Genomic DNA, 14376 nt, shown 5'->3' with positions numbered 1-14376 from the left:
CATTGCTTATATAGACTTTCTGTCTAAAAATACCCATTGAACACCCAGAAGAATTCTGTCAGCAATTGAGATGACATTAGTCTTTCTATGCGATGTACCGGTCTTCAAATACAGCGAATTGTTTACAAAAATAGAAAATTTTTTGGTTAATGGAATGGTATAGTCAAAAAATGATAAATTTAAAAATTCAATACCTTGGGATTCAGGTTTATTCCAGGGGATAATATAGAGTAAATAGCTGCATACACCTAATGTTAATTTGCCGTATTTAGAATTTTGCAGGGTAAAAAAGCTTTTGATATTACCTCCTATGCCATAATCATTATCTGTTTCATAGGTTTCTAAATGCATTCCGGACAGTTCAGCGAAAGGATAGTATTCTGATGAACCAAGAAATGTCAAACCAGCATGTGTTTTTAATGCAAATTCAGTATTTTTAAATATATGCATCCATTTAATGGACCAGTCAAGCGCATTACTGGCAAAATTGGTGTAATTGCCTACAATTAAATCATAATGCATGGACAATCCTGTAGATAATATATTTTTTTCAGAATGTATCGGATTAAACGATATAAGATAACCATCGCTTAATATTGTCCAGTCAAACCAGGGAAAAGTAAATGAACCACCCAGTTGCAATTTAATTTCAAATTGAGAATAAGGCTTTTTTGAATTCTGAATAAATGGATCCCCATAGATTATTTCGCCCCCTATATTTGCGGTGAATGTTTTTAAAGGCGCAGGATAATTATTATTACTTCGCAGTTGTTCGAATATTTGTCTGTCTTCTTTAATTGACTGTATGTGCCCTGAGGCTGTCATAACGGAAAAATAATTAAGATTATGGGTTTTTGGAGGTTTTTTTTTGAAAATCACATTATCAAGCGCATCCATAGGGCTTACTAAAGCAGCAGCCCAGGGCGATTCTATCTCCAGATAAAGAAGATGCAGCATTTCACCAAAAGCGGCCCCTCCAAATGAGGTAACAACAAGATCGTTTAATGAGGGTATATCTGTTTCGCCAAAAAGTTCCCATGTTATGCTTCCGGTCATATCAAAGAAGATCGACTCATAAAAGTTAAAGCCGTTTGACCTGGCTGCCGCATGGTATAACCCGCCTTGATATGGATGGCCGGGGTGATTAAGCAAAAAAGTATCATTATCCCATACCCAGGCCGATGTAAGATTTGTTTTAAAGCTTTCCAAACTTGTTTGGGAAAAATCTGCTCCAAATAAACGGCCTGTCAAATGAAATATGGTATTTGAAAACAATCCGCCCAACAATGCCGGATACAATTTTTTTTCTGATTTGTTATCTTTAATTTCCTGAGCATTTATCTGCCCAAATAACGCAAGGAATAAAATAGAAAATGATATAGTTTTTTTCATGCAATAATCCAATAAATTTGCCTCCTATTTTTTGGTCTAAAGGTACAATTTCCCTTTTTTCTGCCCGCCATACAGCATAGCGTACAGCCTGCAGAATATCCTCCCGTTCTAGATAGGGGTAATCGGTAAGAATTTCGTCAATGCTATGACCTGCGCCTATCTGCCCAACGATCATCCCCACTGTTACCCTAATGCCACGGATACAGACTGTTGGATTATACGATCTAATTGTTACATATCATAAATTATCCGGGAAAAAGATAGAAAAATCAACACTTGTTTTGTCGGCAATACAGCTCTTATTGCTTACCAGTTTAACTTTTCCCCGTTTTAGGCTATCCTTACCCTATCATGCGTATCGCCATTGCACAAATTAATTCCACTATCGGGGACTTTTCCGGCAACAAGGAGAAGCTCCTCGCCTTTGCCAACAAGGCCAGGGCCGAAAAGGCCGACCTGGTGCTTTTTCCGGAGCTTGCGGTCTGCGGGTATCCGCCCATGGATCTTCTGGATCAGGATAGGTTTGTGGAGCTCAATATCCGCACTGTCCACATACTCCAGCGGGAGCTGCCCCCTGATATTGCGGTGGGGCTGGGCTTTGTGAACCGGAACCCCTATTCCCGGGGCAAGAACCTGGTGAATATGTACGGCATTATCCATGGGAGGGAGCTGGCTTTTGAGCAGGTAAAAACCCTGCTTCCCACCTATGATGTTTTTGACGAGGCACGGAATTTTGAATCCGCCCAGAAGTGGAATGTGTTCGAGTACAAGGGCGAACGAATCGGGGTTGCCATCTGCGAAGATGTGTGGCGCGAAACCGATACGCCCGGCACCTTCTATGTCAAAGACCCGGTAAAGGAGCTTTTGGATCAGGGCATCTCACTGCTCTGTGTGCCTTCAGCTTCGCCCTATGTAGCGGGGAAACTCAAAGTACGCAGGAACCTGGCAGAACGTATTGCGGTGCGGGGGAACATTCCCCTCATTTACGTCAATGCTGTGGGCGCCAATGATCAGATCGTGTTTGACGGACGTTCCTTTGTGGTGGCTCCTACGGCAAAAGCCGAAGACTCCGCTTCCGCCAATGATTATCCTTTACGGCTTACTGCAAAGGCTTTTGAGGAGGATCTTGTTGTATGGGATTCCGGAGAAACGGCGCAGCCGTCTCTTTCGGAGGATGCAAAGCAGTCCCCGGGATTTTTTGCGGAAAAGGACGATCCCTACAAGGTGGGCCTTAGCCGTTACGAGCTGGACATTCTCGAAGACGCCCTGGTGATGGGCATTAAGGATTACATGAAGAAGTGCGGCTTTACCCGTGCCCACCTCGGCCTCTCGGGGGGTATTGATTCGGCTTTGGTGGCATACCTTGGGGTCAAAGCAATCGGCGCGGATAACATTGCCTGTTTTAGCATGCCTTCCCGTTTTTCCTCCCAGGGTTCCAAAGACGATGCGAAAGAGCTGGCGGATAATCTGGGCTGCCGTTACGAAGTCCTTCCCATTGAACAGACTTTCAATGCTTTTCTCTCCACTCTTGAGGGGGTCTTTGAAAAAAAACCTTTTGACGTGGCTGAAGAAAATCTCCAGGCCCGCATACGGGGCACCCTGCTCATGGGTTTTTCCAACAAGTTCAATTCCATGCTTCTCACCACGGGGAACAAGAGCGAGCTTGCCATGGGTTATTGCACATTGTACGGTGATATGGACGGCGCCCTTGGTCCCATAGGGGATGTTTTTAAAACCGAAGTATTCGCCCTTTGCAGGCGCATCAATGAACGCAGTATTGCTGCTAACGGCAAGGCTGTTATTCCCCCTGCTATCATTGACAAGCCGCCTTCGGCGGAACTGAGGCCAAATCAGAAAGATCAGGACAGCCTTCCGCCTTACGAAGTGCTGGATGAGATTTTGCGCCTCTACCTCTATGATAATTTGTCAAAGGACGAAATTGTCCGGAAAGGCTGGGACGCCGATCTCGCAGCGCGCATTATCCGTACTGTTGCACGGGCCGAGTTCAAGCGGCGCCAGGCGCCTCCGGTGCTCAAGGTTTCGCCAAGGGCCTTCGGCATGGGCCGCAGAATGCCGATTGCGCGGGTTATTTACGAGATATAGAAATTAAACGTGTTACTGTCAAATTAAACGTAATACTGTTAATTAAGTGTTTTTCTGCGAATTACCGATTTCCCGGACTTTCATGCGCACGGCGGCGCGCTTGAAGGAGGAAGATGCGTTGTCAGTCTCGAACTTCATGCCCCCCTGGGCCAATGTTTTTTCTGCCCGCTCTTTGGCTGCCTTGGCCCGTTCGTAATCAATCTCTTCGGGCCATTCTGCGGCGTCCGACATGAGCACTGTCTTGTGGTTTTTCACTTCCAGGACGCCCTCGGCGGTGAAGGCGGTTTTCCACGTGCCGTCCTTGCCTTTGATCCTCAAAGCGCAGGCACAGACAGGGGCGGTAAAGGCCGAATGGTTGGCGTAGACTGCTGCCTCGCCGTCAATGAGGGTGAGGGCAATGGCCTCGACCTCATCGCTGAAAAAGCGGCGGTAGGGGGTATGGACTTCGAAGGGAAAGAGATTTGCCATATCGGGCCTTACGCCTTTGCCTTCTCGAGTACGTCGTCGATGGAGCCTGCCATATAGAAGGCCTGCTCGGGGATGGAATCGCACTCGCCGTCAAGGATCATCTTAAAGCCTTTCACGGTATCTTTGACGCCTACATAACGGCCCTGGATGCCGGTGAATTTCTCCGCCACAAAGAAGGGCTGGCTGAAGAAGCGCTGCACTTTCCTTGCTCTTGAAACCATGAGCTTGTCCTCAGGGGAAAGTTCGTCCATGCCCAAAATGGCGATGATGTCCTGGAGTTCCTTGTACCGCTGCAGGGTCTGCTGGGCGCGATGAGCTGTGTCGTAGTGTTCCTGCCCGACTACTGCGGGATCGAGGATGCGGGAACTTGAGGCGAGGGGATCAACCGAAGGGTAAATGCCCAGCTCCACGATTTTGCGGGACAGGGTAGTGGTGGCATCAAGATGGGCAAAGGTAGTGGCAGGAGCGGGGTCTGTGAGATCGTCGGCAGGAACGTACACAGCCTGTATCGAAGTGATTGAGCCTTTCGATGTGCTGGCGATCCTTTCCTGCAGGGAACCCATTTCGTTTGCCAAAGTTGGCTGGTAACCTACGGCGCTGGGGATGCGGCCCAAGAGGGCGGAGACTTCGGCGCCTGCCTGGATGAACCTGAAAATGTTGTCGATGAAAAGAAGCACGTCCTGGCCTTCGCGATCCCGGAAATGTTCAGCCATGGTGAGGCCCGAGAGGGCAACCCTCATGCGGGCGCCGGGAGGTTCGTTCATCTGGCCGAAGACAAGGGCTGTCTTGTTGATGACCCCCGACTCGTTCATTTCTTTCCAGAGGTCCGCGCCTTCCCGGGAACGCTCGCCTACGCCCGAGAACACCGAATAGCCCGAGTGCTCTGTGGCTATGTTCCTGATAAGCTCCATGATGACGACGGTTTTGCCTACGCCGGCACCGCCGAAGAGGCCAATCTTCCCGCCCTTGGCATAGGGAGCTATGAGATCAATGACCTTGATGCCGGTCTCAAAAACTTCAGTGGCTGGTTTCTGCTCCGCAAAGCCCGGCGCCGCGCGGTGAATGGAAGCGTATTCTTTTGCGGTAAAGGGGCCCCTATCGTCGATGGCCTTTCCGGTAACACTAAACATGCGGCCAAGGATTTCTTCGCCTACAGGGACTTTTATTGGTTCCCCTGTATCTTGGGCTTCCATGCCCCGGGCCAAGCCTTCGGTGGCTTCCATGGCAACGCAGCGCACGCGGCTGTCGCCGATATGCTGAAGCACTTCGAGTATGGGCTTCCTGTCGCCGGCGTTCACTTCCAGCGCGTTGAGTATGGAAGGTACTTTTCCTTCGTCAAAACGCACATCCACTACGGGGCCAACAATCTGTGTTATATGTCCAATGTTTCCCATGCCTAACCTCGCTCTTTAATCGCTCAAGGCGGACGAACCGCCGATAATTTCCGTCATTTCCTGGGTGATGCCCGCCTGGCGGGCCCGGTTGTAATTAATTTGCAGACTGTCGAGCATATCTTCCGCGCTCTTGGACGCTTCGTCCATGGCAGCCATTCTGGCGCTTTGCTCGCTCACGTAAGACTCCACGAGGGAGCCGTAGATTATCCCCTTTATGTAGAGGGGAACAAGGGAGTCAAAGACTGCCTGTTCAGTGGGGAGATATTCAAATTGAAGTTCAGCCCGCTTGCCACCGTTGGCTTCGAATTCTTTCTGCATTTTCCCCACATTGAGGGGAAGTATCTGCCGTTCTGTGGGCAAAAGCTTTATGGAGCTGTGCATGTGGGTATAGACTATGTGCACTTCGTCGAACATGCCCCAGAGGAATTGGGATATTACATAGTCCGATATTTCCTTTGCATCGTCCAGTTCGGGCAGCCTCGATTTAAAAGAAAAATTTTCCAGTATGAGATAGGGCGAATGGATAAAATAGCGGTACCCGATTGAACCTATGAGTATCAGGATGGGGTTTCTTACTTTTGCGCATAGCTGGGTTACCTGGCGGAAAATGTTTGCATTGTATCCGCCCGCAAGGCCCTTGTCGCTGGTGACCACTATTATTGCGGTATTATAATTGCTTGTGTCGTTGGTATGGGCGAAGAATTCGCTTTCCAGCATAGTGTGGTGGACGTGGGCATCGAACTTGCCTGCTCCGGAGAGTATGTCGAACATGGATTTTTGGATACGGGTAAAGAAAGGTTCAGTGTCCTCAAGTATTCGGCGGCCCTTTCGCAGTTTTGCCGTGGAGATGAGGTTCATAGCCTTGGTTACCTGAAGGGTCTGGCGTATGGCCCGCATGCGCAGGCGTACGTCACGTAAGTTCGCCATCCCAGCCCCCTACCTGTTCACCTGTTTGAAGCTTTCAACCGCATTAGTCAGTTCTTCCTCTATCTCTTTTGAGGACTCCCCGGTCTTGTTGAGGGTCTCCATTGTCTTTCCGTTGTGGACCGAGAGATACTCAAGGAAGCCCTTTATGAAAGCCGGCACTTTTGCTGTCTCAATGCTCATTAAGTGTCCATTAAGGGAAACAAAAAGTATGGCGTACTGATCCGCTATCGCATAGGGCTGGAATTGGGGCTGCTTCAGGACTTCCATGAGCCGTGCGCCCTGCGCGAGCTTGTCCTGGGTTGCCTTGTCAAGGTCGCTTCCGAACTGCGCAAAGGCGGCCATTTCCCGGTACTGGGCAAGGTCGAGCCTTAAGCGGCCCGAAATTTTTCTGATAGCCTTGCACTGGGCCGAGCCGCCCACGCGGCTTACTGAAAGGCCTACATCGATAGCGGGCCTGAAACCTGAATTGAAAAGTTCGGAATCCAAAAAAATTTGGCCGTCTGTAATGGAAATTACATTGGTAGGAATATAAGAGGATATGTCCCCCGCCTGTGTTTCCACGATAGGCAGGGCGGTAATGGAGCCGCCGCCCCGTTCGGGCGACAGTTTTGCTGCCCGTTCCAAAAGACGGGAATGAAGGTAGAATACATCCCCCGGGAAGGCTTCGCGTCCGGGTGGCCTGCGGAGCAGGAGGCTTATGGTACGGTAAGCCACGGCGTGTTTGGAAAGATCGTCGTAGACAACCAGCACATCCTTGCCCTGATGCATGAAGTGTTCCGCCATGGCGACAGCCGAATAAGGTGCCAGGTACTGAAACGCGGCCGAGTCCGAAGCCGAAGCCAACACCACAAAGGTATAATCCATGGCCCCTGCTTTTTCCAGATTCTTTATAAGCGCCGCTACTGAAGAGGATTTCTGCCCAATGGCGCAGTACACGCAGTAAAGGTCTTTCCCCTTTTGGTTGATAATGGCATCAATGGCGACTGCGGTCTTTCCGGTCTGGCGGTCGCCTATGATGAGCTCCCGCTGGCCCCTGCCTATAGGGATCATGGCGTCCACTGAAAGGGAACCTGACTGCATGGGAGTGTCAACACTGCCCCTGGCAATGACCGGCGCCGCAGGGGACTCCACGGGGAGCCATTCTTCAGCCTGTATCGGGCCTTTACCGTCCACAGGGGCACCCAGGGGATTCACAACCCGCCCCATGAGGGACAAACCCGACGGCACTGATACTACCCGTCCGGAACCTTTTACTTCCTCGCCATCTTTGACCCCGTCTTCCCCCGAGAGGAGCACAACGCCCACGCCGTCTTCTTCAAGGTTCAAGGCAATGCCTGTAGCGCCGGACGCGAATTCCACAAGCTCGCCATAGATGGCTTTTGTAAGGCCGTAGACGGTGGCAACCGAGTCGCCTACCTCCACCACGAAGCCTGTGGATTCGGAAGAGGCGCGCCCTTCCCAGTGTTCTATTTGTTCCTGCAGGACCTTGGTGAGGTCTCCGTAATTCGCCATTAGCTTCCTCCAGCGGCCAGATCGTTGGCCATAAGCTTGAGCTGTAAGCGTATGGAGGCGTCGATGATTTCGTCCCCTATGCGCAGCCTGTACCCGCCAATGAGTCCGGGATTGATACTCTTTTCAAGGCGTATTTCTTTTGCCCCTGTGCTGTGCCTGACTTCTTCGCTAATGCGCTTTTCCGTCTCGCCGTCAAGCGGGAAGGCCGATTCGGCAAAAACACGAAGTACGCCCCGTTCTTTATCCAATAGTTTTTCTGCTTCTTTTATTACCGAATCGATATGACGGAACATGTTCCTTTTTATTAAGAGGGAAACGAAACGGGATGCCATTTTTAGGGCAGGATGAATTCCGCCGGTCTTTGCCCCCGCTTCAAGCACGAGGCTGTTGACTTTTTCAGCCTGAAAACTGCCGAAGACCGCACCGGGGAGCTTCTTCACCCAGGCAGAAACTGCCTTAAGCGCTTCAAGTCCTTCGCCCGAGTCAGGGCCGAGGGAATTGACGAAGGCCGCAGCCCACCGTTCCGGATTGAACATCTAGTTCTTCCCGATCCTCGAGGGAAGCCCGGCAGCAGCTTCTTTTAACAGCATTTCTGCGTACTGTTTATTATCGTCTGCTTTGAATTCCCTTTTCACCAGGCCGCCTGCCGCAAGGGTCACAAGTTCTGCAGCCTCTTTGCGGAATTCCGCAAGGGCCGCGCGCTGTTCGGCCTCAATCTGCTTTTTGGCATTGCCGAGTATGTTTTCTGCAGACAGCCTGCCCTCGGCGATGATCCTGTCTGCTTCAATCTGCGCATTCTCTTTGGCAGCGCGTATGATCGCCACTGCTTCGGATTCGGCGCTCTTGAGCTGCCCCTCGTACTGGGCAAGCAGGGCCTTGGCCTGATTCCTCTCCTTCTCGGACTGCGCAAGGGCATCCGCTATTTTGGCAGAGCGATCTTCCATAAACTTTGTTACCGGTTTAAAGAGCACAGCCCTCAGCACAAAAAAGAGCACCCCTACATTGACAATGGTTATCAGGAAGGTCGATAGAGAAAAGGCAATCATAATGCGCCGCTATCTCGTGACCAAAAGTATGGCGGTAACGAAACCGTAAATGGCGGTGGCTTCCGCAAGGGCTATGCCCAGAAAGAATGCGGTCATGATCTTCCCCGAAGCCTCAGGCTGCCGTGAAATTGCCTGCGCGGTTCCGCTTGTGGCAATGCCGATGCCAATGCCGGCTCCAAGGCCCGTAAGTACCGCGACGCCTGCGCCGATAAGATAAACCAGTTCCATTATAGTACTCTCCTTATATATAGCCCCAGGGGGCGTATTCCCTATTCCGTCTCTACCGCTTCAGCCACAAAGAGGGTCGTAAGGAAGGTAAAGACCACAGCCTGTATGAGGCCGTCAAAAAAATCAAAGTAAACCGAAAGCACTGCCGGCACTATGGCCGGAATGGGTAAAGCCTTTTCCACAAGAAGCATGATAATAAAACCGCCCAGTATATTCCCAAAAAGCCGGAGGCAGAGGGACAAGGGCCTTATAATGTATTCCAGGAGATTAAAGGGCAGCATCATGGGCACGGGGTTAAGCAGGTTCTTAAGCCAGCCTATGGGCCCCCTTGCTTTAAGCCCGCCGAAGAAAACCAGGAGTATGGACATGATGGCTAAAGCCGCCGTGAGGTTGATGTCCCGGGTTGGTGGTTTTATGACGAAGGGCGGTTCCGCCCCTATTATCGAAATTGACATAGGGGAAATAGCCGGAATAATGTTCGCAAAAAGGAGGAAGAGAAAAACCGTGCCTATATAAGGACCGTATGTTTTGGCCTTGTGCCCGAAATGCTCCCTGGAAAAAGAATTGCAGAATTCAATGGCCCATTCTAGAAAAACTTGGGCGCCCCTGGGCACTTCTTTGAGCTTCCGTGTAAGGAGGAGGGAGCCAATGATGAGAATCGCTATTATCACCCATGAAACGAGAATGGTTTCGGTGATGTCGAAGGAATGGATCTCCTGGCCCAAAAACTTTATGGAAAAGCCTTCGGGAAAGGGTATGGAGAAAATTACCTTAAACTCCTCAAGCGACTCCTTTATGTCCATCCGCGTAAGACCCCTTTTTCAAAATCTATCTTATTTTGAAGAAAAAATCATCCCTGAAATATTTCTTCAAGAGTTCCTCGGAAACTGAATCCTTGGAGTTCATCTGGGTATAGGTCGCCTCGAGGAAACCCTTGGTCAGGTAAAAACAGCCCAGAAGGAAAAATTCAGCAGCCTGGGTAAGTATCCCCATGGACGAGTACATGCGTACCGGGTTCTCGGGGGCAAATTCGGTCATCACATATTCGATAAAGATTTTCTGTGCCAGGTCTATTGAATAGATAACTTCCGAAACCGGAAAGGATTCCGCCATTCGGTCCTTGCCCATTTTGACGAAGAATTCACCCATAAGGGATCTGTCGAACCCCCGGTCAAGGGTGCGGCTTAAAAGAGGGAAGATACCCGCCCCCTCGTCAATAAGCCGGCTGTCGTCCAGGGCATTGTAACGCTTAAGCTGAGGCGCCTTGCGAATCGCATCCTTCCATTTGGCGGCAAAATCCCGGGATTCCAGGGTCAAAGCATCTATTAATACATGATCGACCATAAGAAACTATAGCACTTTGAATAGAAATAGCAATACCGCAATAATTAAGCCCATCCTGGGGCTATACGCCATGAAGTTGACGAATTTGCTATTAATGGGATAGAATATAAAAAAAAGGGCATTAGGATGGTCAATGTAATTTTAGTCGCTATTGTCTGTGTGGCCCTGGCTATGTCCTTTTTCATCGGAATTTACGTTTTGTTCAGGCGCCAGAGCGGGGATAAAAACGAGTTCCTCCTCCTCCAGACTGCCATCATCATCTTTCTCCTGGGCCACCTTCTGGAGCTTACTTCCAGCAATGCAGGGGAAGCCTTTACAGCCGTTAAGGTTCTGTATCTGGGCGCTTGTTTTGTGCCGGTCTTTGCATTCTTCTTTATCGCCGGTTTCTGCGAGGTCAAGCTGCCTCCCTTCCTTGTCAGGTTGCCGCTGCTCCTTTTGGCTGGTTTTTTTACCCTTGTTATGTGGACTACCAGTATCCATCACCTGATTTATAGGGATTATTGGTTTGATGCGGACAGCATTCATTACCTGAGGTACAACGCAGGGCCTGTTTTTGTCGTGATAACCATATTCACTACATTTTGCTTTCTCCTGGCGGTATGCCTTATTATTTTTCAGCTTGGAAAGCGGAAGAATAAATACCGCACCCACCTCGTGATAATCCTGATATGCGTCGCTATCCCCATGGTGGCAGAACTTGTTTATTTCATTACCAATGTTACTGGCATTAATACCCAGCATATTTATTTTACGCCCCATTCAGTGGCGCTCATGAATTTTTGCTGCTGCCTGGGGATTATGCGCTTTAATATTTTTGAAATTATCCCGAATGCGACCATCACCGCCATGGATCATATTTACGAAGGTTTTATTCTTCTTGATAGGGATAACAATTATCTCTCCTCCAATGCCCCTGCAGCCGAGATTTTTCCTGATATTGCAAAGCTGTCCAAAGGGGAGTCCATTTTTTCCCTGCCCCAATGGCCCGAGGAATTGAAGAGCATCGAAATGGGATCGACGGATTTTTCGCTTATAGGGGAAGGTACAAGATATTTCAGGGCCAGCGTGAGCCCTGTGCTTTCAAACACCAGGGATCTTAGGGCAAAGATCATTTTGATTCGCAATACCAGCGATGCAGTCGAATTTATGAAGGAACTTGAAAACGCCGCCTATACCGATGCCCTTACAGGCCTTTACAACAGGAAGCATTTCTTCGAGCTTGCATCCATGACCATGGAAAGATCCCGCAGGCTTTCCGAGTCTGTGTATGCGGTGATGATAGATCTTGATTTTTTTAAAAACGTGAATGACGCCAGAGGCCATGAGGCGGGGGATCTGGTTCTGAAGATATTCGCCGGCATTATAAGGCAAACCTGCAGATCCTACGATCTTGTGGGCCGCTACGGGGGCGAAGAATTCGCCTTGTTCCTCACGGGTACAGATTCAGCAGGGGCCAGGCAGCTTCTTGAGCGCATCAGGAACAATATATCCGAGAGCGCCATACCCTATGACGGTTCGGATATAAAAGTTACCTGCAGCATAGGTTTTGCCCCGTGCATAGAAAGCGATACCCCCGAGAGCGCGATTAAAAAAGCCGACGAGGCCCTCTACCGCGCAAAGAACTCAGGCAGGAACAAGGTGGTCATGTCCGGGAAATCATAATCTTTAAGGTTTGCTGCTTATCGTTCATATCCCCGCAGCAATTCTCTCGGCTTGGAACCCTGGGCAGGCCCTACAACCCCCTGGTGCTCCATTTCTTCAACCAGGCGGGCAGCGCGGTTATAGCCGATTTTTAAGCGGCGCTGTATATAGCTTGCGCTTGCCCGGCCCTGGGCCATCACAATTTCAAGGGCTTTATCATAGAGGGGGTCGTCGCCTTCCGAGAAAAGGGAAGGGGAGGCGTCTTCTTCATCATCATCGTAGAAAATTTCATCGTCGATATAATCAGGCTCGCCGAGGGTCTTTACAAAGTCCACTACCCGTTCCACTTCTTCTTCGGAGATGAAGGCGCCCTGCAAGCGGATCGGGAAGGGATCGACAGCGCCGGCATAGAGCATGTCGCCCTTTCCCAAAAGTTTTTCCGCGCCTACCATGTCTATAATGATGCGGCTGTCCATCTTGCTGGCAACCATGAAAGCAATACGGCTGGGTATGTTGGCTTTTATAAGGCCGGTAATTACATCGATGGAAGGTCTTTGGGTTGCCAGCACTAAATGTATGCCCACGGCGCGGCTCATGGCGGCAAGGCGCGCGACAGTGGATTCAAGCTCCTTCCCTGTTGTCGCCATGAGATCCGCAAATTCATCGATGACTACCACAAAGTAGGGCATGTATTCGGCAGCCATTTCCCTTTCTTTGATCCGTTTGTTGTAGCTTCTGATATCCCTGACCCCCATGGAGTCAAGACACGCGTAACGGCGTTCCATTTCGAAAATGCAGTACTGCAGGGCCTGGAAAGCCCGTTTCGGTTCGGTAATTACCGGTGTGAGGAGATGGGGAATATCGTTGTAGAGCTTGAGTTCCACCCTCTTAGGATCGATGAGTATGAGCCTGCATTCGGCTGGCGTCATCTGGTAAAGTATGGAAAGTATCATGGAATTGACGCAGACTGACTTCCCTGCGCCGGTGGCCCCTGCTATGAGGAGGTGAGGCATGGCAATGAGGTCTACAGTGATAGCATCGCCGGTGATGTCCTTGCCAAGCACCATGGGGATTTCAAGTTTTTTCCCCTCCCGGTTGAGGTCCCCTTCGATAATTTCCCTGAATGAAACAATGTTGCGTTTGGCATTAGGTACTTCTATGCCCACCGCATGTTTGCCTGGTATGGGTGCGACAATACGCACCGAAGAAGCGGCAAGGCGCAGGGCAATGTTGTCCTGGAGGTTTACAATTTTAGAAAGCTTTACTCCGGGCGCGGGAAGTATCTCGAACATAGTAATAACGGGGCCTTTTTTTATCCCCGTTACTTCCGCCTGTATGTTGAATTCCTTAAGGGTTTCTTTGAGGGTTACTGCGGCGCTTCTTGTAGCATCGTCAATGATCCAGTATTCGCCGTCAGGGTACTGGTTGAGTATACCCTCCACAGGTACTGAGTAGGGGCCGTGCCGTTTCCGCTTGGGCGCAGCAGATGTCGAGGGGGCGGCAGGGCTATGTTTTACAGCTGCTTCTTCGGCTTCTGCCAGGGCATGCGCAACATCGGGATCTTCATCATCCATATTAGCAGTAATAGTGTCAGGTTCAACAGTATCACTGTCAATGTCTTCTGCTGCAGGAATGGAAGGCTCTTCTTCATCGATAACTTCATTGATATCGTCAATTAAACTGTCAATTATTTCTTCCGCTTCCCGGAGATCGTCAACCTCGCTTTGTTCAGGCAGGGGAAGCAATATTGTTTTCGGTTTTGGCCTCGAAGCGGTAAAGGGCCTCCGCCTTATTGGGGATTGAAAAAAGAGGAAGGAGCGGAGCAGGGCGATGAGAAGGCCCTCCAGCACGGTGACAATCACGATGATAAAGGAGATGCCTGTTTTTCCGGCTTTGGCAAAAAAATTGGCGCCCACCGCAATGGCGTCAAAATTGCGGACCCAGTAGAAACCCAGGGCAAGGGTAAGGAAGGGGACAATGACGCTGGTAAGGAGAAAGATGCGATCGGGCCTGTAACGGGGATCTATCAGGAGAAAGGCTGCATATATGAGGTAAGCAGGGATGATAAAAGCCAGTACCCCGTAGGAACGGACAAAGAAATAGCCTGGGGCAGAAAGGGCGCCCCCCAGATCGAAAAGGGCCGAAATTATGGAAAAACCCAGGAATACGCCTATGATTCCCATCCCTAAAGAGCAGGCAACAGCGGTGAGGCGGATTTTAGGCATATTGGGCAGAATACGGTGCATCATATATTAATTGTCGGAGAAACTTGAAAGAAGTTGCCTGTTTTGTGAATTTTAGGGCAGAGCGGACAATTTGCC

14 protein-coding genes are annotated in these 14376 nt (G+C 50.0%); 2 read left to right on the top strand and 12 right to left on the bottom strand.

Features of this window, described 5'->3' with window-relative positions; genetic code table 11:
• Nucleotides 1-6 precede the first annotated feature (6 nt).
• Nucleotides 7-1392 carry a DUF3943 domain-containing protein gene (locus TREAZ_RS14760; RefSeq protein ID WP_043923133.1) on the bottom strand — a complete coding sequence of 462 codons (1386 nt, stop codon included), beginning with the start codon at nucleotides 1390-1392 and terminating at the stop codon, nucleotides 7-9.
• The gene (locus TREAZ_RS18790; protein WP_425357480.1) at nucleotides 1322-1594 is read right to left on the bottom strand and encodes a DUF433 domain-containing protein; all 273 of its coding nucleotides are present in this window, start codon (nucleotides 1592-1594) and stop codon (nucleotides 1322-1324) included. The genes TREAZ_RS14760 and TREAZ_RS18790 overlap by 71 nt, the downstream gene beginning before the upstream one ends.
• Before the next feature lie 149 nt (nucleotides 1595-1743).
• On the opposite strand from TREAZ_RS18790, the gene TREAZ_RS14755 reads away from it, so the two are divergent.
• On the top strand, nucleotides 1744-3495 hold the full coding sequence (locus tag TREAZ_RS14755; RefSeq protein WP_015712692.1) for an NAD+ synthase: 1752 nt from the start codon (nucleotides 1744-1746) through the stop codon (nucleotides 3493-3495).
• A 42-nt stretch (nucleotides 3496-3537) separates the two neighbouring features.
• Here TREAZ_RS14755 and atpC read toward each other — a convergent pair whose 3' ends face one another.
• Genes atpC through TREAZ_RS14710 form a run of 9 tightly spaced genes read right to left on the bottom strand, consistent with a single transcriptional unit; the run spans nucleotide 3538 to nucleotide 10414 of the window.
• A complete protein-coding gene (atpC, locus tag TREAZ_RS14750) occupies nucleotides 3538-3963 on the bottom strand; it encodes an ATP synthase F1 subunit epsilon (RefSeq protein WP_015712691.1) in 426 nt (141 codons plus the stop codon).
• An 8-nt stretch (nucleotides 3964-3971) separates the two neighbouring features.
• Nucleotides 3972-5357 (bottom strand): F0F1 ATP synthase subunit beta, encoded by a 1386-nt coding sequence (atpD, locus tag TREAZ_RS14745; RefSeq protein WP_015712690.1) that lies wholly within the window; start codon nucleotides 5355-5357, stop codon nucleotides 3972-3974.
• A gap of 15 nt (nucleotides 5358-5372) precedes the next feature.
• Nucleotides 5373-6284 (bottom strand): ATP synthase F1 subunit gamma, encoded by a 912-nt coding sequence (gene atpG, locus TREAZ_RS14740; protein WP_015712689.1) that lies wholly within the window; start codon nucleotides 6282-6284, stop codon nucleotides 5373-5375.
• A 9-nt stretch (nucleotides 6285-6293) separates the two neighbouring features.
• On the bottom strand, nucleotides 6294-7796 hold the full coding sequence (gene atpA, locus TREAZ_RS14735; protein WP_015712688.1) for a F0F1 ATP synthase subunit alpha: 1503 nt from the start codon (nucleotides 7794-7796) through the stop codon (nucleotides 6294-6296).
• The gene (gene atpH / locus TREAZ_RS14730) at nucleotides 7796-8332 is read right to left on the bottom strand and encodes an ATP synthase F1 subunit delta (protein ID WP_015712687.1); all 537 of its coding nucleotides are present in this window, start codon (nucleotides 8330-8332) and stop codon (nucleotides 7796-7798) included. Before atpH ends, atpA begins: the two co-directional genes overlap by 1 nt.
• Nucleotides 8333-8842: a F0F1 ATP synthase subunit B gene (atpF, locus tag TREAZ_RS14725; protein WP_015712686.1), complete on the bottom strand. Its 510-nt coding sequence runs from the start codon at nucleotides 8840-8842 to the stop codon at nucleotides 8333-8335.
• 9 nt (nucleotides 8843-8851) lie between these two features.
• Nucleotides 8852-9070, bottom strand: coding sequence for an ATP synthase F0 subunit C (gene atpE, locus TREAZ_RS14720; protein WP_015712685.1), 219 nt, complete (start codon nucleotides 9068-9070; stop codon nucleotides 8852-8854).
• A 41-nt stretch (nucleotides 9071-9111) separates the two neighbouring features.
• Complete coding sequence (atpB, locus tag TREAZ_RS14715; protein WP_015712684.1) at nucleotides 9112-9873, bottom strand: F0F1 ATP synthase subunit A; 762 nt, start codon at nucleotides 9871-9873, stop codon at nucleotides 9112-9114.
• A 25-nt stretch (nucleotides 9874-9898) separates the two neighbouring features.
• Nucleotides 9899-10414, bottom strand: a complete 516-nt coding sequence (locus TREAZ_RS14710; RefSeq protein WP_015712683.1) for a hypothetical protein — start codon at nucleotides 10412-10414, stop codon at nucleotides 9899-9901.
• Between the two features lie 126 nt (nucleotides 10415-10540).
• Here TREAZ_RS14710 and TREAZ_RS14705 point away from each other — a divergent pair, with 126 nt between their 5' ends.
• Entirely contained in the window at nucleotides 10541-12076 is a 1536-nt protein-coding gene (locus tag TREAZ_RS14705) for a histidine kinase N-terminal 7TM domain-containing diguanylate cyclase (protein ID WP_015712682.1), read from the top strand.
• 17 nt (nucleotides 12077-12093) lie between these two features.
• On the opposite strand, the gene TREAZ_RS14700 is transcribed toward TREAZ_RS14705, so the two are convergent.
• On the bottom strand, nucleotides 12094-14280 hold the full coding sequence (locus TREAZ_RS14700) for a DNA translocase FtsK (RefSeq protein ID WP_148257943.1): 2187 nt from the start codon (nucleotides 14278-14280) through the stop codon (nucleotides 12094-12096).
• Nucleotides 14281-14376: the final 96 nt, after the last annotated feature.

Origin of the sequence: Leadbettera azotonutricia ZAS-9, assembly GCF_000214355.1 — a bacterium.
Lineage (GTDB): Bacteria > Spirochaetota > Spirochaetia > Treponematales > Breznakiellaceae > Leadbettera > Leadbettera azotonutricia.
Note: the sequence above shows the minus strand (reverse complement) of the source record. Positions and strands in the feature narration are given on the sequence as shown.

Excerpts from the sequence above, each read along its gene's own strand:
- atpF (WP_015712686.1), bottom strand. The coding sequence starts at position 8,842 with ATGATTGCCTTTTCTCTATCGACCTTCCTGATAACCATTGTCAATGTA.
- atpD (WP_015712690.1), bottom strand. The coding sequence starts at position 5,357 with ATGGGAAACATTGGACATATAACACAGATTGTTGGCCCCGTAGTGGAT.
- TREAZ_RS14760 (WP_043923133.1), bottom strand. The coding sequence starts at position 1,392 with ATGAAAAAAACTATATCATTTTCTATTTTATTCCTTGCGTTATTTGGG.
- TREAZ_RS14700 (WP_148257943.1), bottom strand. The coding sequence starts at position 14,280 with ATGCCTAAAATCCGCCTCACCGCTGTTGCCTGCTCTTTAGGGATGGGA.
- atpE (WP_015712685.1), bottom strand. The coding sequence starts at position 9,070 with ATGGAACTGGTTTATCTTATCGGCGCAGGCGTCGCGGTACTTACGGGC.
- atpB (WP_015712684.1), bottom strand. The coding sequence starts at position 9,873 with ATGGACATAAAGGAGTCGCTTGAGGAGTTTAAGGTAATTTTCTCCATA.
- atpH (WP_015712687.1), bottom strand. The coding sequence starts at position 8,332 with ATGTTCAATCCGGAACGGTGGGCTGCGGCCTTCGTCAATTCCCTCGGC.
- atpA (WP_015712688.1), bottom strand. The coding sequence starts at position 7,796 with ATGGCGAATTACGGAGACCTCACCAAGGTCCTGCAGGAACAAATAGAA.
- atpC (WP_015712691.1), bottom strand. The coding sequence starts at position 3,963 with ATGGCAAATCTCTTTCCCTTCGAAGTCCATACCCCCTACCGCCGCTTT.
- atpG (WP_015712689.1), bottom strand. The coding sequence starts at position 6,284 with ATGGCGAACTTACGTGACGTACGCCTGCGCATGCGGGCCATACGCCAG.
- TREAZ_RS14705 (WP_015712682.1), top strand. The coding sequence starts at position 10,541 with ATGGTCAATGTAATTTTAGTCGCTATTGTCTGTGTGGCCCTGGCTATG.
- TREAZ_RS14710 (WP_015712683.1), bottom strand. The coding sequence starts at position 10,414 with ATGGTCGATCATGTATTAATAGATGCTTTGACCCTGGAATCCCGGGAT.
- TREAZ_RS14755 (WP_015712692.1), top strand. The coding sequence starts at position 1,744 with ATGCGTATCGCCATTGCACAAATTAATTCCACTATCGGGGACTTTTCC.